This is a genomic window from Pedobacter frigidisoli (genome assembly GCF_004331675.1).
Taxonomy (GTDB): Bacteria; Bacteroidota; Bacteroidia; order Sphingobacteriales; family Sphingobacteriaceae; genus Pedobacter; species Pedobacter frigidisoli.
This window is the reverse complement of record NZ_SJSN01000003.1, coordinates 78,117-99,872: the sequence shown is the minus strand read 5'-3', so window position 1 is coordinate 99,872 and position 21,756 is coordinate 78,117. Positions and strand designations below refer to the sequence as shown.

Annotated in this window: 22 protein-coding genes; 21 read left to right on the top strand and 1 reads right to left on the bottom strand. The window is 37.6% G+C overall.

All coding sequences use genetic code 11. From position 1 onward, the window contains the following. Positions 1-69 precede the first annotated feature (69 nt). The 21 genes from EZ449_RS04675 (at position 70) to EZ449_RS04575 (ending at position 19,809) form a co-directional block, all read left to right on the top strand. On the top strand, positions 70-1,785 hold the full coding sequence (locus EZ449_RS04675) for a tetratricopeptide repeat protein (RefSeq protein ID WP_131556810.1): 1,716 nt from the start codon (positions 70-72) through the stop codon (positions 1,783-1,785). Between the two features lie 82 nt (positions 1,786-1,867). Beyond that, the gene (locus EZ449_RS04670; protein ID WP_131556809.1) at positions 1,868-2,239 is read left to right on the top strand and encodes an NADH-quinone oxidoreductase subunit A; all 372 of its coding nucleotides are present in this window, start codon (positions 1,868-1,870) and stop codon (positions 2,237-2,239) included. 183 nt (positions 2,240-2,422) lie between these two features. Beyond that, entirely contained in the window at positions 2,423-2,965 is a 543-nt protein-coding gene (locus EZ449_RS04665; protein ID WP_029282020.1) for an NADH-quinone oxidoreductase subunit B, read from the top strand. After that, positions 2,965-3,465, top strand: coding sequence for an NADH-quinone oxidoreductase subunit C (locus EZ449_RS04660; RefSeq protein ID WP_131556808.1), 501 nt, complete (start codon positions 2,965-2,967; stop codon positions 3,463-3,465). Before EZ449_RS04665 ends, EZ449_RS04660 begins: the two co-directional genes overlap by 1 nt. Positions 3,466-3,555: 90 nt before the next feature. Beyond that, the gene (locus tag EZ449_RS04655; RefSeq protein ID WP_131556807.1) at positions 3,556-4,770 is read left to right on the top strand and encodes an NADH-quinone oxidoreductase subunit D; all 1,215 of its coding nucleotides are present in this window, start codon (positions 3,556-3,558) and stop codon (positions 4,768-4,770) included. After that, positions 4,763-5,275 (top strand): NADH-quinone oxidoreductase subunit NuoE family protein, encoded by a 513-nt coding sequence (locus EZ449_RS04650; RefSeq protein ID WP_131556806.1) that lies wholly within the window; start codon positions 4,763-4,765, stop codon positions 5,273-5,275. Before EZ449_RS04655 ends, EZ449_RS04650 begins: the two co-directional genes overlap by 8 nt. 76 nt (positions 5,276-5,351) lie before the next feature. Further along, a complete protein-coding gene (gene nuoF, locus EZ449_RS04645) occupies positions 5,352-6,719 on the top strand; it encodes an NADH-quinone oxidoreductase subunit NuoF (RefSeq protein WP_131556805.1) in 1,368 nt (455 codons plus the stop codon). 118 nt (positions 6,720-6,837) lie between these two features. Next, positions 6,838-7,848, top strand: coding sequence for a 2Fe-2S iron-sulfur cluster-binding protein (locus tag EZ449_RS04640; protein ID WP_131556804.1), 1,011 nt, complete (start codon positions 6,838-6,840; stop codon positions 7,846-7,848). Beyond that, a complete protein-coding gene (gene nuoH / locus EZ449_RS04635; RefSeq protein ID WP_131556803.1) occupies positions 7,848-8,885 on the top strand; it encodes an NADH-quinone oxidoreductase subunit NuoH in 1,038 nt (345 codons plus the stop codon). The genes EZ449_RS04640 and nuoH overlap by 1 nt, the downstream gene beginning before the upstream one ends. Positions 8,886-8,887: 2 nt before the next feature. Next, positions 8,888-9,391, top strand: coding sequence for a NuoI/complex I 23 kDa subunit family protein (locus EZ449_RS04630; protein ID WP_131556802.1), 504 nt, complete (start codon positions 8,888-8,890; stop codon positions 9,389-9,391). Positions 9,392-9,585: 194 nt separating this feature from the next. Next, a complete protein-coding gene (locus EZ449_RS04625) occupies positions 9,586-10,089 on the top strand; it encodes an NADH-quinone oxidoreductase subunit J family protein (RefSeq protein ID WP_131556801.1) in 504 nt (167 codons plus the stop codon). Next, positions 10,089-10,418 (top strand): NADH-quinone oxidoreductase subunit NuoK, encoded by a 330-nt coding sequence (nuoK, locus tag EZ449_RS04620; protein WP_131556800.1) that lies wholly within the window; start codon positions 10,089-10,091, stop codon positions 10,416-10,418. Before EZ449_RS04625 ends, nuoK begins: the two co-directional genes overlap by 1 nt. A gap of 19 nt (positions 10,419-10,437) precedes the next feature. Continuing rightward, positions 10,438-12,330 (top strand): NADH-quinone oxidoreductase subunit L, encoded by a 1,893-nt coding sequence (gene nuoL, locus EZ449_RS04615; protein WP_131557011.1) that lies wholly within the window; start codon positions 10,438-10,440, stop codon positions 12,328-12,330. A 20-nt stretch (positions 12,331-12,350) separates the two neighbouring features. Then, positions 12,351-13,814 (top strand): complex I subunit 4 family protein, encoded by a 1,464-nt coding sequence (locus EZ449_RS04610; protein WP_131556799.1) that lies wholly within the window; start codon positions 12,351-12,353, stop codon positions 13,812-13,814. Between the two features lie 3 nt (positions 13,815-13,817). Continuing rightward, a complete protein-coding gene (locus EZ449_RS04605) occupies positions 13,818-15,191 on the top strand; it encodes an NADH-quinone oxidoreductase subunit N (protein WP_131556798.1) in 1,374 nt (457 codons plus the stop codon). A 47-nt stretch (positions 15,192-15,238) separates the two neighbouring features. After that, positions 15,239-15,904: a DedA family protein gene (locus tag EZ449_RS04600; protein WP_131556797.1), complete on the top strand. Its 666-nt coding sequence runs from the start codon at positions 15,239-15,241 to the stop codon at positions 15,902-15,904. Between the two features lie 3 nt (positions 15,905-15,907). Continuing rightward, positions 15,908-16,459: an inorganic diphosphatase gene (locus EZ449_RS04595; RefSeq protein ID WP_131556796.1), complete on the top strand. Its 552-nt coding sequence runs from the start codon at positions 15,908-15,910 to the stop codon at positions 16,457-16,459. Further along, entirely contained in the window at positions 16,459-17,886 is a 1,428-nt protein-coding gene (locus EZ449_RS04590; protein ID WP_131556795.1) for a hemolysin family protein, read from the top strand. The genes EZ449_RS04595 and EZ449_RS04590 overlap by 1 nt, the downstream gene beginning before the upstream one ends. Before the next feature lie 8 nt (positions 17,887-17,894). Beyond that, a complete protein-coding gene (locus EZ449_RS04585) occupies positions 17,895-18,599 on the top strand; it encodes a 16S rRNA (uracil(1498)-N(3))-methyltransferase (protein ID WP_131556794.1) in 705 nt (234 codons plus the stop codon). Positions 18,600-18,721: 122 nt separating this feature from the next. Next, the gene (locus EZ449_RS04580; RefSeq protein ID WP_131557010.1) at positions 18,722-19,306 is read left to right on the top strand and encodes a DUF4159 domain-containing protein; all 585 of its coding nucleotides are present in this window, start codon (positions 18,722-18,724) and stop codon (positions 19,304-19,306) included. Positions 19,307-19,308: 2 nt separating this feature from the next. After that, complete coding sequence (locus EZ449_RS04575) at positions 19,309-19,809, top strand: biotin/lipoyl-containing protein (RefSeq protein WP_131556793.1); 501 nt, start codon at positions 19,309-19,311, stop codon at positions 19,807-19,809. Between the two features lie 67 nt (positions 19,810-19,876). Here the strand turns inward: EZ449_RS04575 and EZ449_RS04570 are convergent, their stop codons facing one another. Beyond that, positions 19,877-21,568, bottom strand: coding sequence for an SUMF1/EgtB/PvdO family nonheme iron enzyme (locus EZ449_RS04570; protein ID WP_165499695.1), 1,692 nt, complete (start codon positions 21,566-21,568; stop codon positions 19,877-19,879). Positions 21,569-21,756 lie beyond the last annotated feature (188 nt).

Genomic DNA, 21,756 nt, shown 5'->3' with positions numbered 1-21,756 from the left:
ATTATAAATTGAACCACGAAGTAATCTATTAAGAAACTTCATTTTTATTAACAAAAAACAGGATATCCGATGAAAATTTTAAAGAAAGCAATAACCTTAAATTTAGGTTTGGTGTTGATGGGATCTGCAGTTTTTGCTCAAGATTTGAATGACGCGAAAAAAGCTATCGATGCTGAACAGTACCAAAAAGCTTCATCAATGCTTAAATCATTGGTAAGCACTAAAGCAACTGATGGTAATAACTATTACAATCTTGGTTTGGTTTATCTTAAAACTGGTTATATAGATTCAGCTAGAGCAGTATTTAACAAAGGCTTGGCCACTGATCCAAAAAATAACTTAAACCTTATTGGCTTAGGTGAGGCAGATATGTTATCCAACAATCCAACATCTGCAAAAACTAATTTTGATAAGGCTGTAGCTATAGCTTCTAAAGATTATAAAACTTATTTATATATCGGCAAGGCATATTTAGCTCAAGATAAGCCAAGTGATGATGTTTCTAAGCCAGACTTTACAAGTGCTTTAGCAAACATTACCAAGGCAGATGAGTTGGATTCTAAGGACAAAGACGCTGAGATTTTCTTAGCACAAGGTGATGCTTATGCACTACAAAAGAAAAATTCTGAAGCTTTGGGTCCTTACATGCGTGTAAACGATATCGATCCAACCAACAGAAGAGCAAAAACTCAAATTGGTAGAATGTATAAAGATTCTAGAGCTTTCGCCGAAGGTGAAAAAGAATTAAATGATGTAATTACTGCTGATCCAAACTATGGCCCTGCCTATCGCGAACTTGGTGAACTTTACCTTTTATGGAGTAGCTTTGGGGTTAACAAAGAAAGAGCAACTAAAGGAATTGAGAATTACAAAAAATATCTTGATTTAACTGATAAATCATTAGAATCTCAATTACGTTACGCACAGTTCTTATTTTACGCAAAAGATTACCAAACTTTAGAACAAGTTGCAACAGCCTTACAGGTTCCAGCAAATGATCCTAAGGGAATTGTGGTATCAAGATTAAAAGGATGGTCAGCTTACGAGAATAAAAACTATCCACAAGCTTTGAAAAGCATGGATGAGTTTTTCGCTAAAGAAAAAGATCCAAATAAAATTTTAGGATTCGATTATCTTTATTTAGGTAAAGCTCAGTTAAAGGCTGGTCAAGATAGCTTAGCGTTGATAAACATTACTAAAGCAGTTGAGAAAGATTCAGCAAATACTGAAGCATTAGCAGAAGTTGCCAAAACATTCTTTGATGCCAAAAAATATGCTAAATCAGCTCAAATTTATGATAAAGTAATTGCAGCGGGTCCTAATTCTAAAGGTGTACTTTATAGTTACTTTTACAATGGCTTAGCTTATTATTTTGATTATGCAACTCAATACTCCGCAAAGAAAAATCCATCAAAAGATTTACTTGTAAAAGCCGATTCATCTATAGCTAAAGTAACACAATTGGCACCAGAAACTACAGATGCTTATCTTTACAGAGCTCGTATTAATAGTTTATTGGATGATGAAAAAACTCCAAAAGGCCTAATGGTACCGTATTTTGAAACATTTATTCAAAAGGTTACTGAAAAACCGGAGTTAGTTACCCCTAATGCTAAGAAATTATCAGAAGCTTACGATAATATAGGTGGTTATTATTATAACTCTGATAAGGCTAAGGCAAAAGAGTATTTTGATAAGAGTGTAGCGGTTTATCCAGCAGGTACATTTGCAGCAGCTAAACTAAAAGAATTGGCAGCCCCTGCACCAAAAGGAAAAGGTAAATAATTCGATAGTTAAATAATTTAGAAAAGGCAGAGTTTGGTTACTCTGCCTTTTTCTTTTACTTTTGCATCAGAAAATAAAGATTATGCAAGCGCAAAGTACAGCAATAGATTTTTTACCAATCATTTTTCAAGTAGTTGTTGCCTTAGGTTTCGTAGTAACTACTTTAGTTGCAACACACTTTCTAGGTCCTAAACGTAAAACAAGCGATAAACTGGAGACTTTTGAGGCTGGTGTAAAATCAGTAGGTAATGCTCGTCAACCATTTTCTATTAAGTATTTTGTAGTTGCTATTTTATTTGTGCTTTTTGATATTGAGGTTATCTTCATGTATCCCTGGGCGGTAAACTTTAGAGCTTTAAAAATGGATGGAATGATCGAAATGTTCATTTTTATGGGCACACTATTGTTGGGTTTCATCTATGTGATCAAGAAAAAAGTTTTAGACTGGAACTAGTTCAGTTTCCAGTTTTTAACGGCGGTTATTAAACCTGTAACTACAAACTGAAAATTGACAACTGGGTACTGAGTTATTTATTTAGAAAGGTTCTAAATCGAGTTAAGCTAGTTTAATTGCCTTTAAAATATTGTAAATTTGTTGCTCATTCTGCAAAGGAATGAGCATTTTTTGTTTATAAACATGAGTGAAATTAATATAGTTGATGCGCCTCCAGGAATAGAAGGGTCTGGTTTCTTTGCCACTTCGATGGATAAAGTGATTGGTTTGGCTCGCTCAAATTCATTATGGCCATTACCTTTTGCAACATCTTGTTGTGGAATTGAGTTTATGGCAACTATGGGTTCTCACTACGATTTAGGTCGTTTCGGTGCAGAGCGTTTGAGTTTTTCTCCTCGTCAGGCCGATGTTTTAATGGTGATGGGTACCATTGCTAAAAAAATGGCTCCAGTGTTGAAACAAGTTTATATCCAAATGGCAGAGCCACGTTGGGTGATGGCTGTTGGTGCTTGTGCAAGTAGCGGAGGTATTTTCGATACTTATTCTGTTTTGCAAGGTATTGATGAGGTTATTCCGGTGGATGTTTATGTTCCTGGCTGCCCGCCAAGACCAGAAGCTATTCTAGATGGTTTCCAGCGTATTCAGGATTTGGTTAGAAATGAATCTGGCAGAAGAAGAAACTCTGATTATTATAAAGAACTTTTAGGTCAATACGGCATTAAATAATGGAAGAAACGACGCTAAATAACGATATCCTTGCAAAGCTTAGTGATAAGTTTGGCGAAAAAGTAACTGCTGTTTCTGAGCCTTATGGTATGCTAACTTTTGCAACTACCAAAGATGTTATTGTAAATGTTTTATCGTTCTTGAAAGAGGAATTAAAGTTTAATTTCCTGACTGATATCACAGCAGTTCACTATCCTGGGAAAGATCATGGTATTGCTGTTGTTTATCACCTGAATAATATGGTTGAAAAAGTTAGGATTAGAATTAAAGTTTTTATTTCTGAACAAAATCCAACTATCCAAACAGCAACTACGGTTTGGAAAGGTGCTAACTGGATGGAGCGTGAAACATACGATTTGTTCGGGGTTAAGTTTGAAGGTCATCCAGATTTGCGCCGTATCTTAAATATGGATGATTTAGGTGTTCACCCGATGTTAAAACAATATCCATTGGAAGACCCGAATAGAGTAGATAAAAAAGACGAATTTTTTGGAAGGTAAACCCCTTGCCCCTAAAGGGGAATTAGGACAGATATAAAAGTAAATAATTAATAAATTTGAAAGGAGTTCCGAATTGCGGAATTAAGGTCTATGAATCATAACCATCCGGTATTTACAGATAACGACCCGCAAAGTGAGCTGGTAACCTTAAACTTAGGTCCAACGCACCCTGCAACCCACGGCGTTTTTCAAAACGTTTTGCAATTAGACGGCGAACGTATTGTAAGCGGCGTTTCTACAATTGGGTATATTCACCGTGCTTTCGAAAAGATTGCCGAGCATCGCCCTTTTTATCAAATCACCCCACTTACCGACCGGTTAAACTATTGCTCTTCTCCCATTAACAACATGGGTTGGCACATGACGGTTGAGAAATTGTTGAACATCCAAATGCCTAAGCGTGTAGATTATCTTCGCGTAATCATTATGGAACTTTCTCGTATCTCCGACCACATTATCTGTAATACGATTATCGGTCAGGATACAGGCGCAACAACAACTTTCCTTTACCTTTTTCAATTTCGTGAGCATATTTACGAAATCTTTGAAGAAGTTTGTGGCGCTCGTTTAACAACAAATATTGGCCGTATTGGTGGTTTTGAAAGAGATTTTAATGAAATCGCTTTTGCGAAAATCAATAAATTTTTGAAAGAATTTCCAGTGGCATTAAAAGAGTTCGAAAACCTTTTAAGCCGTAACCGTATTTTTATAGATAGAACAGCTGGAGTCGCTGAAGTAACTAAAGAAACAGCTTTAGAATACAGTTGGACTGGCCCGCTTTTACGTGCTACGGGTGTAGATTACGATGTTCGTGTAAGCGACCCATATTCTTCTTATCAGGATTTCGATTTTGAAGTTCCGGTGGGAACGAGTGGTGATATTTATGATAGATATCTTGTTCGTAATGAAGAGATGTGGCAAAGTTTGCGCATTGTTGAGCAAGCATTAGAAAAAATTAAATCAGAACAAAAAGGTATCTTTCATGCTGATGTTCCTGAATTTTATCTTCCTCCGAAACAAGAAGTTTACAACAACATGGAAGCATTAATCTATCACTTTAAAATTGTGATGGGCGAAATTGATGCTCCAAAAGCTGAAGTTTATCACGCTGTTGAGGGTGGAAATGGTGAATTAGGCTTCTATTTGATAAACGATGGCGGACGTACACCTTATCGCTTACATTTCCGCAGACCGAGTTTTGTAAATTACCAAATGTTTGCACCGATGAGCGAGGGTATGCTATTATCCGATGCCATTATCAACATGAGTAGTATGAATATTATTGCAGGAGAATTAGATGCTTAAAGTAGAAGAACAAACACCTGTAGTGTTCTCATCAGAGTTGCTTGCCAAGTTTGATGATGTAATTACCCGTTATCCGGCAGATAAAAGTAAATCGGCTTTGTTACCACTATTACATTTGGTACAGGCGGAATTTCTTTGGGTAAGTACTTCGGCAATGGATAAAGTTGCAGAATACTTAAAAATTCAGCCGATTGAAGTTTACGAAGTTGCTACTTTTTACAGTATGTATTTCTTAAAGCCTCAAGGTAAATATGCAATGGAAGTTTGCCGTACTGGACCATGTTGTTTAGTTGGCGCTGAAAAAATATTAGACCACTTGGAAAGCAAGTTAGGCGTTAAAGAAGGCGAAATTACAGCAGATGGTTTATTCAGCTTTAGAGGAGTTGAGTGTTTGGCTGCCTGCGGTTTCGGTCCGGTATTACAGATTAGCCCGGAATATACTTTCTACGAAAACTTAACTACCGAGAGTGTAGATAAATTGATTGAAGATTTGAAAAATAAATAACCCCCCGGCCCCCTGAAGGGGGAGTTTAACAACGAGGGGATAAAGTCCCCTTTAGGGGATTTAGGGGTAAAAAATAATGAGTCGTAAATTATTACTTGAGCATATAAACGTACCAGGCATCAATACACTTGAGGTCTATCGCCAAAAAGGTGGGTACCGTGCCGTGGAAAAAGCCCTTAAAACTTTAACACCTGAAGAGATTGTTGAAGAAGTTAAGAAATCTGGCTTACGCGGTCGTGGTGGTGCGGGTTTCCCAACGGGGATGAAATGGAGTTTTTTGGCTAAACCAGAAGGAGTTGCACGTTATTTGGTTTGCAATGCTGATGAATCTGAGCCAGGAACTTTCAAAGACCGTTATTTGATGACCTACATTCCCCATGCATTAATTGAGGGGATGATTGTTGCCAGTTTTGCCTTGGGTGCAAAGGTCTCATACATCTACGTTCGTGGTGAGATGATGCCTCAAATCCGTATTCTGGAAAAAGCAATTGCTGAGGCAAAGGCTGCAGGGTGGTTAGGTAAAAACATTTTAGGAACAGGTTACGATTTAGAGTTATATGTTCAGCCGGGTGGTGGCGCTTACATTTGTGGTGAAGAAACTGCATTGTTAGAATCTCTTGAAGGTAAAAGAGGTAATCCAAGGATTAAACCACCATTTCCCGCAATCGCTGGTTTGTACGGTTGTCCGACAGTAGTTAATAATGTGGAGTCGATTGCTGCAGTTGTACCCATTATTAATGATGGTGGCGAAGAATATGCAAAAATTGGTATCGGTAGAAGTACAGGTACAAAGTTAATATCAGCATCAGGTAATTTAGTAAAGCCAGGTGTATATGAAATCGAATTAGGCTTACCGGTGGAGGAATTTATCTATTCTGATGAATATTGTGGTGGCATTGCTAATGGTAAAAGATTAAAAGCAACGGTTGCAGGTGGTTCATCTGTGCCAATTCTACCGGCTAATCTGACTTTAAAGTATGCTAACGGCGAACCTCGTTTAATGAGTTACGAATCTTTATCTGAGGGTGGATTTGCTACAGGAACCATGATGGGTTCGGGTGGTTTTATCGCTTTTGATGAAGACCAATGTATTGTTCGCAATACCTGGAACTTCGCCCGTTTTTATCATCACGAAAGTTGCGGACAATGTTCGCCTTGCCGCGAAGGTACCGGATGGATGGAAAAAGTATTACACAAAATCGAGCATGGTCATGGAACGATTAGCGATGTGGACTTACTTTGGGATATCCAACGTAAAATTGAAGGTAATACCATTTGCCCTTTGGGTGATGCGGCAGCTTGGCCGGTTGCAAGTGCAATTCGTCACTTTAGAGATGAGTTTGAATGGCATATTAAAGAGCCAATTAAAAGCCAAACGCAAAACTATGGCATCGCAAATTATGCTGTGCCGATTGAAAAAGCTCCGGTAACGGAAGAAAAATAATTTTTCCTCGGTTCATTTGCCTCGGTTGGTGTCTTCACGAAACGAAACATAAAAATATAGAATTGGTTCGTGGAGACACGAACCAAGGCGAGACAAAAAAATAAGATTATCATTAACCATGAGTGAAAAAGTTAAGGTTACGATAGACGGAATAACAGTAGAGGTTGATAACGGAACCACTATCCTAAATGCTGCAAGGCAAATTGGAGGTGATATCGTTCCACCAGCGATGTGCTATTATTCTAAGTTAGAAGGCAGTGGTGGTAAATGCCGTACCTGTATTGTTAAAGTAACAAAAGGTTCGGAAAAAGACCCACGCCCTATGCCAAAATTGGTTGCATCTTGCCGTACAACAGTAATGGATGGTATGGAAGTGTTGAACATTACCTCTCCGGAAGTTTTAGAGGCACGAGCAGGTGTGGTAGAAATTTTATTGATTAACCACCCTTTAGATTGCCCTGTTTGTGACCAGGCTGGTGAATGTGATCTACAAAATTTAGGTTACGAGCATGGTTTGCAAAAAACCCGTTATGAGTTTGAGCGTCGTACTTTCGAACGTATTGATATTGGTGATAAAATTCAGTTGCACATGAATCGCTGTATTCTGTGCTATCGATGTGTTTTCACTGCAGACCAGATTACAAACAAACGTGTCCATGGTATTTTAAACCGTGGCGACCATTCAGAAATTTCGACTTATATCCAACAAGCTGTTGATAACGATTTCTCTGGAAACGTAATCGATGTTTGTCCTGTTGGTGCTTTAACGGATAAAACTTTCCGTTTCAAAAATCGTGTTTGGTTTACCAAACCAGTTGATGCACACCGTGATTGCGGCCATGACAAATGCAATGGTAAAGTAACGCTTTGGTATAAAGGTGAAGATGTTTTACGTGTTACAGCTCGTAAGGACCAATTTGGAGAAGTAGAAGAATTTATCTGTAACACTTGCCGTTTCGATAAAAAAGCAACTTCTGATTGGGTTATTGAACATCCTACTCATATTGATGATACTTCGGTAATCGCATCGAACCATTACGAAACATTAAAACCTTTGCATGTTATCCAGCCTAATCAGGCATTGCAAGCTGCAAATGAAGTTGAATTACATAAAACAGTTAAATACTAATGGATACAGGTTTTATCATAGAGAAATTTATTCTGGTAGCGGTAATTTTCGGTATCAGCTTGGTAATTGCCATGTATTCTACTTATGCGGAACGTAAGGTCGCAGCATATCTTCAAGACCGTTTAGGTCCTGATAGAGCTGGTCCCTTTGGTATTTTACAGCCCTTGGCCGACGGATTAAAGATGTTTATGAAAGAGGAAATTATTCCGACAACATCGAGCAAATGGTTATTCATCGCTGGTCCTGGTTTAGCATTGCTTTGCGCCTGTATTGGTACCGCTGTTATTCCATGGGGAAGCCCAATGCTAATCGGCGATAAAATTGTACCTCTTCAAGTATCCGATATCAACGTTGGTGTTTTGTACATCTTCGGTGTGGTTTCATTAGGTGTTTACGGTGTAATGATTGGTGGCTGGGCATCTAACAATAAGTATTCTTTATTGAGTGCTATTCGTGCTGCATCGCAAAATATCAGTTATGAAATCGCGATGGGATTATCAATCATCGCTTTGCTTTTAATGACAAATACTTTAAGCTTAAAGGAAATTGTAGACCAGCAACATGGTTGGCATTGGAATGTTTTATATCAACCATTGGGATTTTTAATCTTTATGGTTTGTTCTTTTGCTGAAACTAACCGTGCACCATTCGATTTACCTGAATGTGAAACGGAATTAATTGGTGGTTATCACACAGAGTATTCATCAATGAAATTAGGTTTTTACCTGTTCGCTGAATACATCAATATGTTTGTTTCATCAGCAGTAATGGCAACATTATATTTTGGTGGATATAACTATCCGGGAATGGATTATATGGCAACATTGCTGGGGCCGACTTGGGCGCCATTATTCGGAACAGCTATTTTATTTGCGAAGATATTCTTCTTCATCTTTTTCTTTATGTGGGTACGTTGGACAATCCCTCGTTTCCGTTATGACCAATTGATGAATTTAGGTTGGAAAGGTTTGATACCTTTGGCGATTGCCAATATTATAATAACCGGGGTTGTGATTGCGATTATAGAGAAGTTTTAATTATGGAATCATTAAGTAACAAGAAAAAAGTACTGGAGCAAAAGCCTTTGAGCTTTATGGAGCGAATATACCTGCCTGCAATTGCAAAAGGTATGGGCATCACCATCAGCCACTTATTCAAAAAAGAGGCTACAATAAGATATCCGGAAGTAGAACGCGAATTCTCTGCAAACTTTAGAGGGATGCACTCACTTAAACGTGATGAGAATGGAAAAGAGCGTTGTACCGCTTGCGGCTTATGTGCGTTATCTTGCCCCGCTGAAGCAATTACCATGATTGCCGCAGAACGTAAACCTGAAGAGAAAGATTTATACCGTGAGGAAAAATATGCGGCAACTTATGAAATTAATATGTTGCGTTGCATCTTCTGTGGATTATGTGAAGAGGCTTGTCCGAAAGAGGCAATTTATTTAGACGGACCAATTGTACCTGCAGATTATTTACGTAAGGATTTCATTTACGGTAAGGATAAGTTGGTTGAGGCACCGTTGGAGATGAAAAAATAAAATATGGTTCGTGAAGACACAAACCATGGCAATAGGCATAAAGTCTCGGTTCGTGTCTTCACGAAACGAAATAAAAATTAGTTTAACCAATCCGTCATTGCGAGGAACGAAGCAATCCTAATGCGATAGACGTTAAATAAATAAGATTGCTTCGTGCCTCGTAATGACGAGGCGTACAAACAAATAACAAATTAATGAGTACACAAGTATTCTATTTCGTAGCCACATTAAGTATCATCTTTTCGCTGATGGTGATTTTCGCAAAAAATCCAATCCACAGCGTATTGTACTTAATCCTTACCTTTTTCACATTCACGGTGCATTATGTATTGTTGAATGCACAGTTTTTGGCTGTTGTAAACTTCATCGTTTATATGGGTGCCATTATGGTGTTATTCTTATTCGTACTGATGCTGCTGAATTTGAACAATGAAACCGAACCATCAAAATCACCATTAATTAAAATTATAGGTGTAATTGCAGGCTGTTGTTTAGTCGTAACCCTGGTTGGTTCTTTCAAAGCAGCAAGCATTAACAGTCCTTTAATTTTGAAAAATCAGGGATTAGGTTTGGTAGAAAACTTAGGTAAAGAGCTTTTCGGTCCATTCTTATTACCATTCGAATTATCATCTCTATTACTATTGGCAGCAATGGTTGGAGCAGTTTTGTTATCTAAAAGGGATGAGGTAGAAGCATAATGGAAAATTTAACTACACAAATGGCAGGCGTTCCGCTAAATCACTACATCTATTTATGTGCAATTATTTTCACAATTGGTGTAATTGGCGTACTAACCCGCAGAAATGCAATCGTAATTTTTATGTCTGTAGAGTTGATGTTAAATGCTGTAAATTTGCTTTTAACCGCTTTTTCAGTGCATAACAACGACCCATCAGGACAAGTTTTTGTATTCTTTATTATGGCGCTTGCTGCTGCAGAGGTTGCAGTTGGTTTGGCAATTATCGTAATGGTTTACAGAAATACGAAATCGATAGATATTAATGTTTTAAATCGCCTTAAGTGGTAAATATATATTAAGAATGACAATAGAACAATTGATTTGGTTAGTTCCTTTACTTCCTCTATTAGGATTTGTAATTAACGGACTGGGCAGAAATTCTTTATCTAAAGGACTTGTTGGTATCATCGGAAGTGGAGTAATCTTGGCCTCTTTCATCATCAGCGTAGTTATTTTCTTTAGTTTACAAGGCGATACACAAAAATCTCACGAAGTATTTTTATTCGATTGGATTAGTGCGGGAACATTACACATTCCACTTTCGTTTCTGATTGACCCGTTGAGTTCAATCATGCTTTTGATTATTACCGGAATCGGTTTCTTAATCCATTTATATTCTACCAGCTATATGCATAATGATGAGGGTTTTGGTAAATTCTTCTCTTACCTGAACCTGTTTGTGTTCTTCATGCTATTATTAGTATTAGGTTCAAACTACATCGTGATGTTTATCGGATGGGAGGGTGTAGGTTTATGTTCTTACCTGTTAATCGGTTTTTGGTACACCAACACGGCTTATGCATCGGCAGCGAAAAAAGCTTTTGTAATGAATCGTATTGGCGATTTGGGCTTTTTGCTTGGTGTATTTTTAATGTTCAATTTCTTCGGAAGTGTAGAATTCTCTAAAATATTTCCTCAGGCAGCGAACATGTTGCCAGGCAATAATACCCTGGTTTTAATCACCATCTTATTATTTATCGGGGCCTGTGGTAAATCTGCACAGTTGCCTTTGTTTACCTGGTTACCAGATGCGATGGCTGGGCCGACACCGGTTTCTGCGTTGATTCACGCGGCAACGATGGTAACGGCAGGTATTTACATGATTGCCCGTTCAAGCGTCTTATTCGATTTAGCACCACTAACCCAGCACATCATTGCCATTGTTGGTATTACGACAGCTTTAATAGCGGCAATTATTGCTTTAACTCAAACCGATATTAAAAAAGTATTGGCTTATTCAACGGTATCTCAACTGGGCTATATGTTTTTAGGCTTAGGCGTTGGCGCTTATACAGGTTCATTCTTCCATGTATTAACCCATGCTTTCTTCAAAGCGTTATTATTCTTAGGTGCGGGTTCAGTTATTCATGCCATGCACCACGAACAAGATATGCGCCACATGGGTGGATTAAGAAAAAAACTTCCTGTTACTTTCTTAACCATGATGATTGGTACTATTGCGATAGCCGGTTTACCGCCGTTTTCGGGTTTCTTCTCGAAAGATGAAATTTTGGCAAATGCTTATCAATACAGTCCGATTCTATGGGGCGTGGGTGTATTAACCGCATTCTTAACTTCTTTCTACATGTTCAGAATGATGTTCCTTACTTTCTCTGGGAACTATAGAGGAACACATCATGAAGAAAGTCATGTACACGAATCGCCAAAAGCGATGACTATTCCATTAATCATCTTAGCCATTTTAGCTGCTATTGGTGGAGCAATTAACATTCCCCATGTTTTCGGTGGAAACGAATGGTTGGCACATTGGTTATCACCCGTGGTTGCACAACATGAGTTAGATTTAACCCATTCAACAGAATTTACCTTAATGGGTGTTTCGGTTGTAGCGGCTATAATCGCTTTGCTTTACGCTTACACAAGATATGTTAAAGGTGCTCGCGTTCCTGTTGCCGATGAGGCGCCACGTTCTGCATTGGCAAAATTATCGTACAATAAATTCTATTTAGATGAGATTTACGATTTCATCATTACAAAACCTTTAGATGCTTTTTCGAGATTCTTTTACAGAATTATCGATACCAAATTCATCGATGGAATTGTAAACGGATTAGGTTGGAGCACAAACGAGGCAAGTAAGGGCGTACGTTTATTACAAAGTGGAAACGTTGGTTTCTATATATTCATGATGGTATTCGGTATCATCGCATTGCTTGCTTATACATTTTATTACATATAAAAAGGGTTCAAAAATAAATAATGGAACAACTTTTACTACTTATATTTCTTCCGCTTGCAGGTGCTATTATTACGGTCTTTGCGGGTAAGTCGGCTAAAATAGTTTCGACCGTAATTTCGGTGGCTTCTTTAGGCTTGGCTTTGTTTATCGCTTGTAACTTCATTCCAAATGCAAGTACACAGTTTGAAGCAAACCTACCTTGGATTGCAGATTTGGGCATTCGTTTTCATGCGGGAATCGATGGAATCAGCATGTTGATGGTATTGCTTACCAATTTATTGGTGCCGATTATCATTTTTTCGAGCTACAGACACGATTATAAAAATCCTGCGGCTTTTTATGCTTTGATTTTATTTATGCAAGCAGGATTGCTATTGGTGTTTACCGCGATGGATGCTTTCTTATTCTACATTGGATGGGAAGCCGCTTTGATTCCAATTTATTTCATCTGTGCTTTCTGGGGTGGAAAAGATAGGGTTCGCATTAACATGAAATTTTTCGTTTATACGATTGCAGGTTCATTGTTTATGTTGATGGGGATTATTTATTTGTACTTACAAAACCCTGCACACAACTTTGATATTCAGGCATTTTATGCTTTAAACTTAGATAGCGCACAACAAGGATGGATTTTCTGGGCTTTCTTTATTGCTTTTGCGATTAAGATGCCGATTTTTCCTTTCCACACTTGGCAACCAGATACCTACACAGCAGCTCCAACACAAGGAACGATGTTGTTATCAGGCATCATGTTGAAGATGGGTATTTACGGCGTCATCAGATGGCTATTGCCAATCGTTCCAGCAGGTGTTCAGGATTGGTCTTGTTTGGCAATTGTTCTTTCCATCATTGGAATCGTTTACGCATCAATAATCGCTTTTACGCAGAAAGACGCTAAACGTTTAGTTGCTTATTCTTCTATTGCTCACGTTGGATTAATCTCTGCAGGCATTTTCGCATTGAACCAACAAGGTATGCAAGGTGCGATGGTTCAAATGTTAAGTCACGGTATTAACGTGGTTGGTCTGTTCTACGTTTTAGATATTATCTTTTCACGTACCAAAACCAATATAATTGAAGAATTGGGTGGTATTGCTAAATCAGCACCTCAACTGGCAATTACATTCCTTATCATCGTTTTAGGAACTGTAGCCTTGCCAGGAACAAATGGGTTTATTGGTGAGTTCTTACTACTAATGGGCGTTTACAATTACGGCATTTGGGCAGCCACTATTGCAGGCTTAACGATTATTTTCGGAGCGGTTTACATGTTACGCATGTACCAAAACGTAATGCTTGGCAAAACCAACGAATTAACAATTACTTTCACCGATATTCAGGGAACAGAGAAGTTGGTTCTTTATATTATTTGTGCGTTAATCATCATTTTGGGCGTTTATCCGAAACCGATATTGCACTTAACAGAGGCATCTGTACAACATTTATTAGAGCAGGTAAATCAAAAATTAACATCAGTAAAATAAGCAATGAATATTATAATAACCATTAGTATAACAGCTTTTATTGTGCTTTATGCAGGTTTGTTTAAAGCAAATAAAGCATTATTACCGCTTACCGTTGTTGGCTTACTTACTGCATTAGGATTTACTTTCGCTGCATGGAATGGCAATGCCGTTCACTTCGGAATGATGCAAACTGATAATTTCGCCTTAGCATTTTCTGGTGTTTGCATCATCGGTACGCTTTTAATTTTCTTATTAACCCAAAACTATTTCCACTCAAAAAGCGATAATATAGCCGAGTATTATACTTTGATTCTTTTCGCCCTGGCGGGGATAATTATGATGGTATCGTACAAAAACATGGCAATGCTGTTTGTAGGCTTGGAAATCATGTCGGTAAGTTTATACATCCTTGCCGGTATCCGTAAAAAGGATTTTGCCTCAAACGAAGCCTCATTGAAATACTTTTTGATGGGTGCATTCTCAACTGGCTTCTTGTTGTTTGGTATCACGTTAATTTATGGCGCTACAGGCTCATTTGATTTAGATAAAATTCAAGCTTATTTAGTAGATAACAGTAAAGCAGTTTCCCCAATCTTCTACCCGGGAGTGATCCTGATGATGATTGGATTATGCTTTAAAGTTGGTGCTGCACCTTTCCACTTCTGGACACCTGATGTGTACGAGGGTTCGCCAACATTAATTACTACTTTCATGAGTACAGTAGTCAAAACCGCTGGTTTCGCTGCATTCTTAAGATTATTTGCAGGACCGTTTGAGCCACTACACGATTTCTGGGTTGCGCCGTTAATTGTGATTGTTTGCTTAACCTTATTTATTGGTAACGTTACTGCTCTTTTCCAAAAGAACTTCAAGCGTATGCTGGCTTACTCAAGTATTTCTCATGCAGGATATTTATTATTCTCACTTGTAGTAATTGGCCCACATACTCAAAACAATGTTTTGGTTTACGCAGCAGCGTATACTTTCGCGTCAATCATCGCTTTTGCGGTATTAATCCTGGTGAAACAGAAGACAGGTAGCGACAGCTTTGAAAGCTTCAATGGGCTAGGAAAGAAGAATCCTTTGGTAGCCTTATCGCTAACAATTGCCATGTTATCGTTGGCGGGAATTCCTTTAACGGCTGGTTTCATTGGAAAATATTTGATGTTCCTCAATGTAATGGGCCAATACAAAACGCTTTTGGTAGGTTTCGCAGTTTTAAATGCATTGGTAGGTTTTTACTATTATTTCAAGGTAATTGTTGCTGTCTGGTTTAAAGATGGAACAGAAACCGAACTTTCTACACCAGCCCAATACAAGATTGTTTTGGCTGTATCGGTTGCTATTACACTAATTTTGGGTATTTATCCTGCAATAATTTTAAACCTAATATAGATATACACTGTTAGATAATTATTTGTAGTTTTACGAATAATAGATATATGCAGGATTTCTGGAATAACCTACAGCATTTAATCGACCCCGAGAAATTATTGAGGGAGGGCGGTTTCTATCTTGTTATATTTGTTATTTTTGCTGAAACAGGCCTCTTCTTCGGATTTTTTCTTCCAGGCGATTATTTATTGTTTTTAGCAGGGATGTTTGTAGCCACCGGAAAGCTAGATGTAAACATTGCCGTTCTACTGGCAGGATTATGTGTAGCAGCAATATCGGGTAACTTCACAGGCTATTGGTTTGGCCGAAAAACTGGTCCAGTATTGTATACCAGAAAAGACAGTTTCTTCTTTAAAAAAAGGTATCTTAAGGCCGCAGAAGCTTACTACAATAAACAGGGTGCTTTTGCATTAATTATGGGCAGGTTTGTTCCGATAGTTAGAACTTTTGCACCGATTTTTGCTGGTGTAGTAAAGTTAGAATTTAAAAAATTTGCACTTTATAATGTAGTTGGTGGGGTACTTTGGATTTGTTCCTTAACCTTATTGGGCTATTTTTTGGGCAAAAGATTTGAAAAACAAATTAACGATTACTTATTATACATTATTATTGGCTTCATCCTTATTACAACTATCCCATTATTGATTACCTTTGTGAAAAGTAAAGTGTTAGTAAAAAGTACTGAAGAGGACAACAATTCAGATTTAAATTAAAAAATGGCAAAAGACGATCATCACGCATGGCATAGCGTATCTCCTGGTAAAAACGTTCCAGAAATTGTAAACGCAATCATTGAAATTCCTAAAGGCTCAAAAGCCAAATATGAAATAGATAAAGAATCTGGTCTAATTAAGTTAGATAGAGTTCTTTTTTCTTCTGTAATGTATCCGGCTAACTATGGCTTTATTCCACAAACATATTGCGATGATAAAGATCCATTAGATATCTTAGTGCTTTGTTCTGTGGATGTTTATCCAATGACATTAATCGAGGCTAAGGTTGTTGGTGTAATGCACATGGTAGATAATGGAGAGCAGGATGATAAGATCATCGCCGTTGCAGCACACGATATGTCGGTGAACTATATCAACGATTTAGATGAGTTGCCTCCACACCAAATGAAAGAGATTGTTCGTTTCTTTCAAGATTACAAAGCGTTGGAAGATAAAAATGTAACTATCGAACATTTACTTGGTGTTCGTTACGCGCACAAGGTAATTAAAGAAAGTATGGAACTTTATAATACAACATTTAGAGAATTAGCTTAATGGATTTACCCACGGTCTGCTTGTTTTTTAATTCAGAGTTAAGTGCAATATTGCCTACCACAAATGTAATTTTAGCCGCTGTTAGCGAGCCAGATACAGCATCGGTAGGATGGAGATTATTCTTCGCCTTATTTTTAGTTTTGCTAAATGGATTTTTCGTTGCTGCTGAGTTTGCAATTGTAAAAGTTCGGGCATCACAAATAGAAATTAAAGCAAAAACGGGCAGTCGCGTTGGTAAAATGGCCAAAGGAATTATCCATAATCTTGATGGATATTTGGCCGCTACACAGCTAGGTATAACGCTTGCATCACTTGGCTTAGGTTGGGTTGGTGAAGGCGTTATGCATACCATCTTTAAAAATCTTTTTGATAGTTTACATTGGGGCTTTAGCGATGCTTTTATTCACTCAGCATCAACAGTTGTTGCGTTTTCGGTAATTACGATTATGCATATTGTGTTTGGAGAATTGGCACCAAAATCCTTTGCTATACAGAGACCAGTTGCTACAACCTTATTCGTATCTGTTCCACTTCAGATTTTTTACGTTGTTTTCAAACCATTCATTTGGACCTTAAACAGCCTTGCGGCAATCATCCTTAAACCTTTTGGTATTGATACATCTGGTGGTCACGAATCTCTGCACAGTACAGAAGAGTTGCAATACCTTTTAGATCAAGGAAAAGAAAGTGGTGCCTTGGATAATAACGAGCATGAACTAATAAAGAACGTATTCGATTTTAATGAGCGTGTTGTTAAAAACATCATGGTGCCTAGAACGAAAATTTCTGGAATAGAATTATCAGCTTCAAAGGAAGAGGTTATCGATACCATTATCAAGGAAGGTTACTCTCGTTTACCTGTCTATGATGAGATCATGGATAAAATCGTTGGGATTATTCATGCCAAGGATATCTTGCCATTGGTGATGTCTGAAAATCAGAATTGGACGTTAAGTGATATTATTCGTAAGCCTTATTTTGTTACAGAAACGAAAAAGATTAACGATTTAATGAGTGAGTTACAAAGTAATCGTATTCAAATTTCTATCGTTTTAGATGAATTTGGCGGTACAGCGGGAATGGTAACACTAGAAGATATTGTAGAAGAATTAGTGGGTGAGATTCAGGATGAGTACGATGAGGAAAAACCATTGGTAGAAAAAGTTTCTGATAATGAATTTATCGTTAATGCTTTTGCAACCGTTTATGATGTTAATGAGCATCTTCCTCACGATTTACCAGAGGATGAAGATTTTGATACTATTGGTGGCTTAGTTTCTCACGTATTTGAACGTATTCCCGAAGTAGGAGAAAGCAATGAATCTTACGGTTACCTGTTTACCATCCTTAAGAAAACAGAGCAGAACATAGAAACAATTAAGCTAGAACTGGTTATTAATGAAGCTGATATGGTTGATAATCATTAATTTCAACAATGCATATTTTCTATACGCCAGATATAGCCCACAATACTTATACCCTTAACGAAGAAGAGAGCAAACATTGTGTTAGAGTCTTGCGCTTGCCGGTCGGATCATTAGTAAATCTTGTGGATGGGAATGGCGGTTTCTATACAGCGGAAATCACATTAGATAATCCAAAAAAAGTTGTGCTGTCAATTTTGAATGTGGAAAGGGGATTTCACAAGAGAAATCACCATCTACACATTGCAGTAGCGCCAACCAAAAATATCGATCGAATAGAGTGGTTTTTAGAAAAGGCTACAGAACTGGGTATTGATGAAATTACACCCATCATTACCGATCGCTCTGAGCGTAGAATTGTGAAAGAAGATCGCCTTAATAAGGTGATTACATCGGCAGTTAAACAATCAATTAAAGCTTATCATCCAAAATTAAATGGGGCAATTTCTTACGATGCCTTTATGAAACTTCCGTTCGATGGCGAGAAGTTAATAGCTCATTGTATTGATCAAGGAGAGAAGAAATACATTTCCGATCTCGTTGTCCCTCATCAAAAATATCTTATCCTTGTTGGTCCCGAAGGTGATTTCACTCCCGAAGAAGTTAATTTAGCTTTGAATAAAGGCTTTAAAGCTTTAACTTTAGGAGATAACAGGTTGCGCACAGAAACTGCAGCGCTTTCCGTTTGTTTTGAAATCAATTACCTTAACCGATAATCAGTTTGAAGTTTTCAATTTTCAATTTTCATTTTTTTAAAGTGAAGTCGCTAATTTTAGGCTTTGGTCTTTTGGCTTTAGTCTTTGGGCTCTATGCTTTTAACTCAGCTCCATCTTATAGAATGGCTAAACTGAAATACAGTGGGGGTGGAGATTGGTATGCAGATAGAACAGCACTTCCAAATTTGATCGCCTATTGCAATAGCAATCTTAAAACAAATTTTTATCCCGAAGAAAGCATTGTAGAAGTTGGCTCAAAAGAGATATTCAGTTATCCGTTTATCTATATGACTGGACATGGAAACGTGGTTTTCAGTGATCAAGAAATTGCAAACCTTAGAAAATACCTCATGGGTGGAGGTTTTCTGCATATTGATGATAATTATGGGTTAGATAAATTTATCAGGCCACAAATGAAGAAAGTTTTTCCTGAATTGAGTTTTGTAGAATTGCCAGCCAATCATGCCATCTATAACCAAAAGTTTAAGTTTCCTGGTGGATTGCCAAAAATTCATGAACATGATAATAAACGGCCACAAGGTTTTGCCTTAATTTACAAAGGACGTGTGGTTTGTTATTACACTTTCGAGTGTGATTTGGGCAACGGCTGGGAAGATTTTGGAACTTATCCAGAAGATAGTCAAGAAACAAGAACCAAAGCGCTTAAAATGGGCGCAAATTTGGTTCAGTATGCTTTAACACAATAACTATGTATAAAGTAAAGGTAAATGATCAGTTTCAATATGATATTGAAGAAACAAAAGCTAAGCTTTTGGTGAATGGTAAACACATTGAATTGGATGTAAATAATCTTAATGCATCAAATGCTCATGTGTTGTTTCAGAATAGATCTTTTAATACTGAAGTGGTTGATGTAGATAAAGCAGAAAAGACTTGTAAAATAAAGGTAAACGGTAATATTTATAACATAAAGGTAGAAGATCAATTTGATCAATTACTACAACAACTTGGGCTAGATAAATTAGCCACCAATAAGGTTTCTGAAATAAAAGCACCAATGCCAGGTTTGGTTTTGAAAGTGAGCGTAACAGAGGGAGAAGACGTTAAAAAGGGAGATAACCTATTAATTCTGGAAGCCATGAAAATGGAGAATATCCTAAAATCATCTGCTGATGGGATAGTGAAAAGAATTTTGGTCAATCAGGGCGATAAAGTAGAGAAGAATCAAATTTTAATTCAGTTCGCTTAAAACTTAAATTAAAATTAAGACATAAAAAAGTCCCGACATTAAATCGGGACTTTTTGAGTTTGTAATATTATTTACCTCTGGTTACCCTGTAAGGTTTTTGAGGAGGATTTTTAAATTGTCTTTTGCCTGCTGTACTAATTTCTGGAGCACCAAGCATTGTCATGGCACAACGGAAACCAACCTCTGACGATGATTCGTCTTGTTGCATGAAACGACGAGTTGCTGGATTTAACCAGTAAGCCATATCATTCCAAGAACCACCTTTGTAAACCCTCGATTTATCGTTTACCAAAGTAACGCCTTCTTCATTAAGTAAGGTGTTTTGTTTATCGCGATAACCTCTTTGATCTGCTTGATAACCAGCTGGAGCAAAAGCCGTTGCTTGTGGATCTGTAGATTTAGAAATCGAATCGGTACGTTTTGCTTGCGCTTGTTTTTCTGCCCAAGTTTGTTTTCTGCCAGAATAAGCATTTTCCTTAATCGGGTTGCCGTATTTATCTAGCGCAATTTTCCCACTCTGCGTATCTTCTAATTTCTTATTGGTAAAGTAGTTACCACGGTATGGATTAAAAGCATCGGCATCAGTAAATGTTCCTGTTCTGAAAACATCATTAACCCATTCATTAACATTACCAGCCATATTATATAAGCCAAAATCGTTTGGAGTATATTGAATAACCGGAACAGTTAAATCTCCCTTATCATTCAATGAACCACCAACACCCATATAATCTCCAGGCGCTCTTTTAAAGTTGGCTTGGATCATACCTCTGGTTTTCTTTTTAGCCGAACTAACACCTAAGCCGTTCCAAGGGTAAATTTTATTTTGATTGATATTCTCGTACTCCGTATTACCAATTAAACCCAATGCAGCATATTCCCATTCAGCTTCTGTTGGTAAGCGGTAAGGTTGCATAATTACACCATCTTCCAAAGTTGCAGTTCTTCTTGGTTGTGCATTTCTGCCGCCTGTTGCAGGAGCAGCAGCACCAGCGGTTGCAGTTGCGGCACCAGTTTTTGTATTGTAATCTACTGGAGCATTTTTTCCTTTATCATCATATTGGCCATTTAAATACGCATCAGTATTAAATGGATTAGTAGGCTTTGGTGTTGCTGCACCAGTTGTAGAATTGTTTCCTCTTCCTGATGTGCCAGCGCTAAGCGTTTTATAATCTGTTAGAATTCCTTTTTCGCGTAAAATAAATTCATTCGCTCTAGAAGTTCTCCATTCGCAATAACGAGAAGCTTGCTCCCAAGATACGCCTACAACAGGATAATCGCGGTAGGCTGGGTGGCGTAAATAATTATCTACGTAAGGTTCATTATACGAAAGCGCACTACGCCAAACCAATGTATCAGGAAGTTCGTTGTAATAAAATTCGCGATCTTCAGGATAGTTATATCTAATCCAATGTAAGTATTCCAACCAATCGGTATTAGATACTTCAGTTTCATCCATGTAAAATGATGGAACAGTTACCTGTCTTTTGTAATTGTAAATGTTTGGTTCAACGCCAGGTACTTCGATGGCACTACCACCAACCACTAAAACGCCACCTTCAATCGGAATTAAACCAGGACCAGGAGCACGTTTATATTGCGTAGCAACTGCAAATGCGCCAGAGGCATTCTTGTTGCTTTTCCTATCGGCATAAGGAATACCCGTTTTGCTAGAACTATTTCCGCCCTTAGAGCTACAACCTGTAAGTAGTGCAGCTAATGACAAACAAGTAAAAGAATATAGTATAAGTTTTTTCATATGATACGAGGGAATATCGCCCAATAGCGATTCAACCGATAAAATTAAACAATTTTAAATGAATATATAAATATTGTGACAATAAAATACTGAATATATTTTTAAGCCATAACGTATTATTTTATCCCGTATTGTGTCTGTTTAGTTTTTCACTAAATTTAATGTTAAATTATTAAAAATAAGCATCA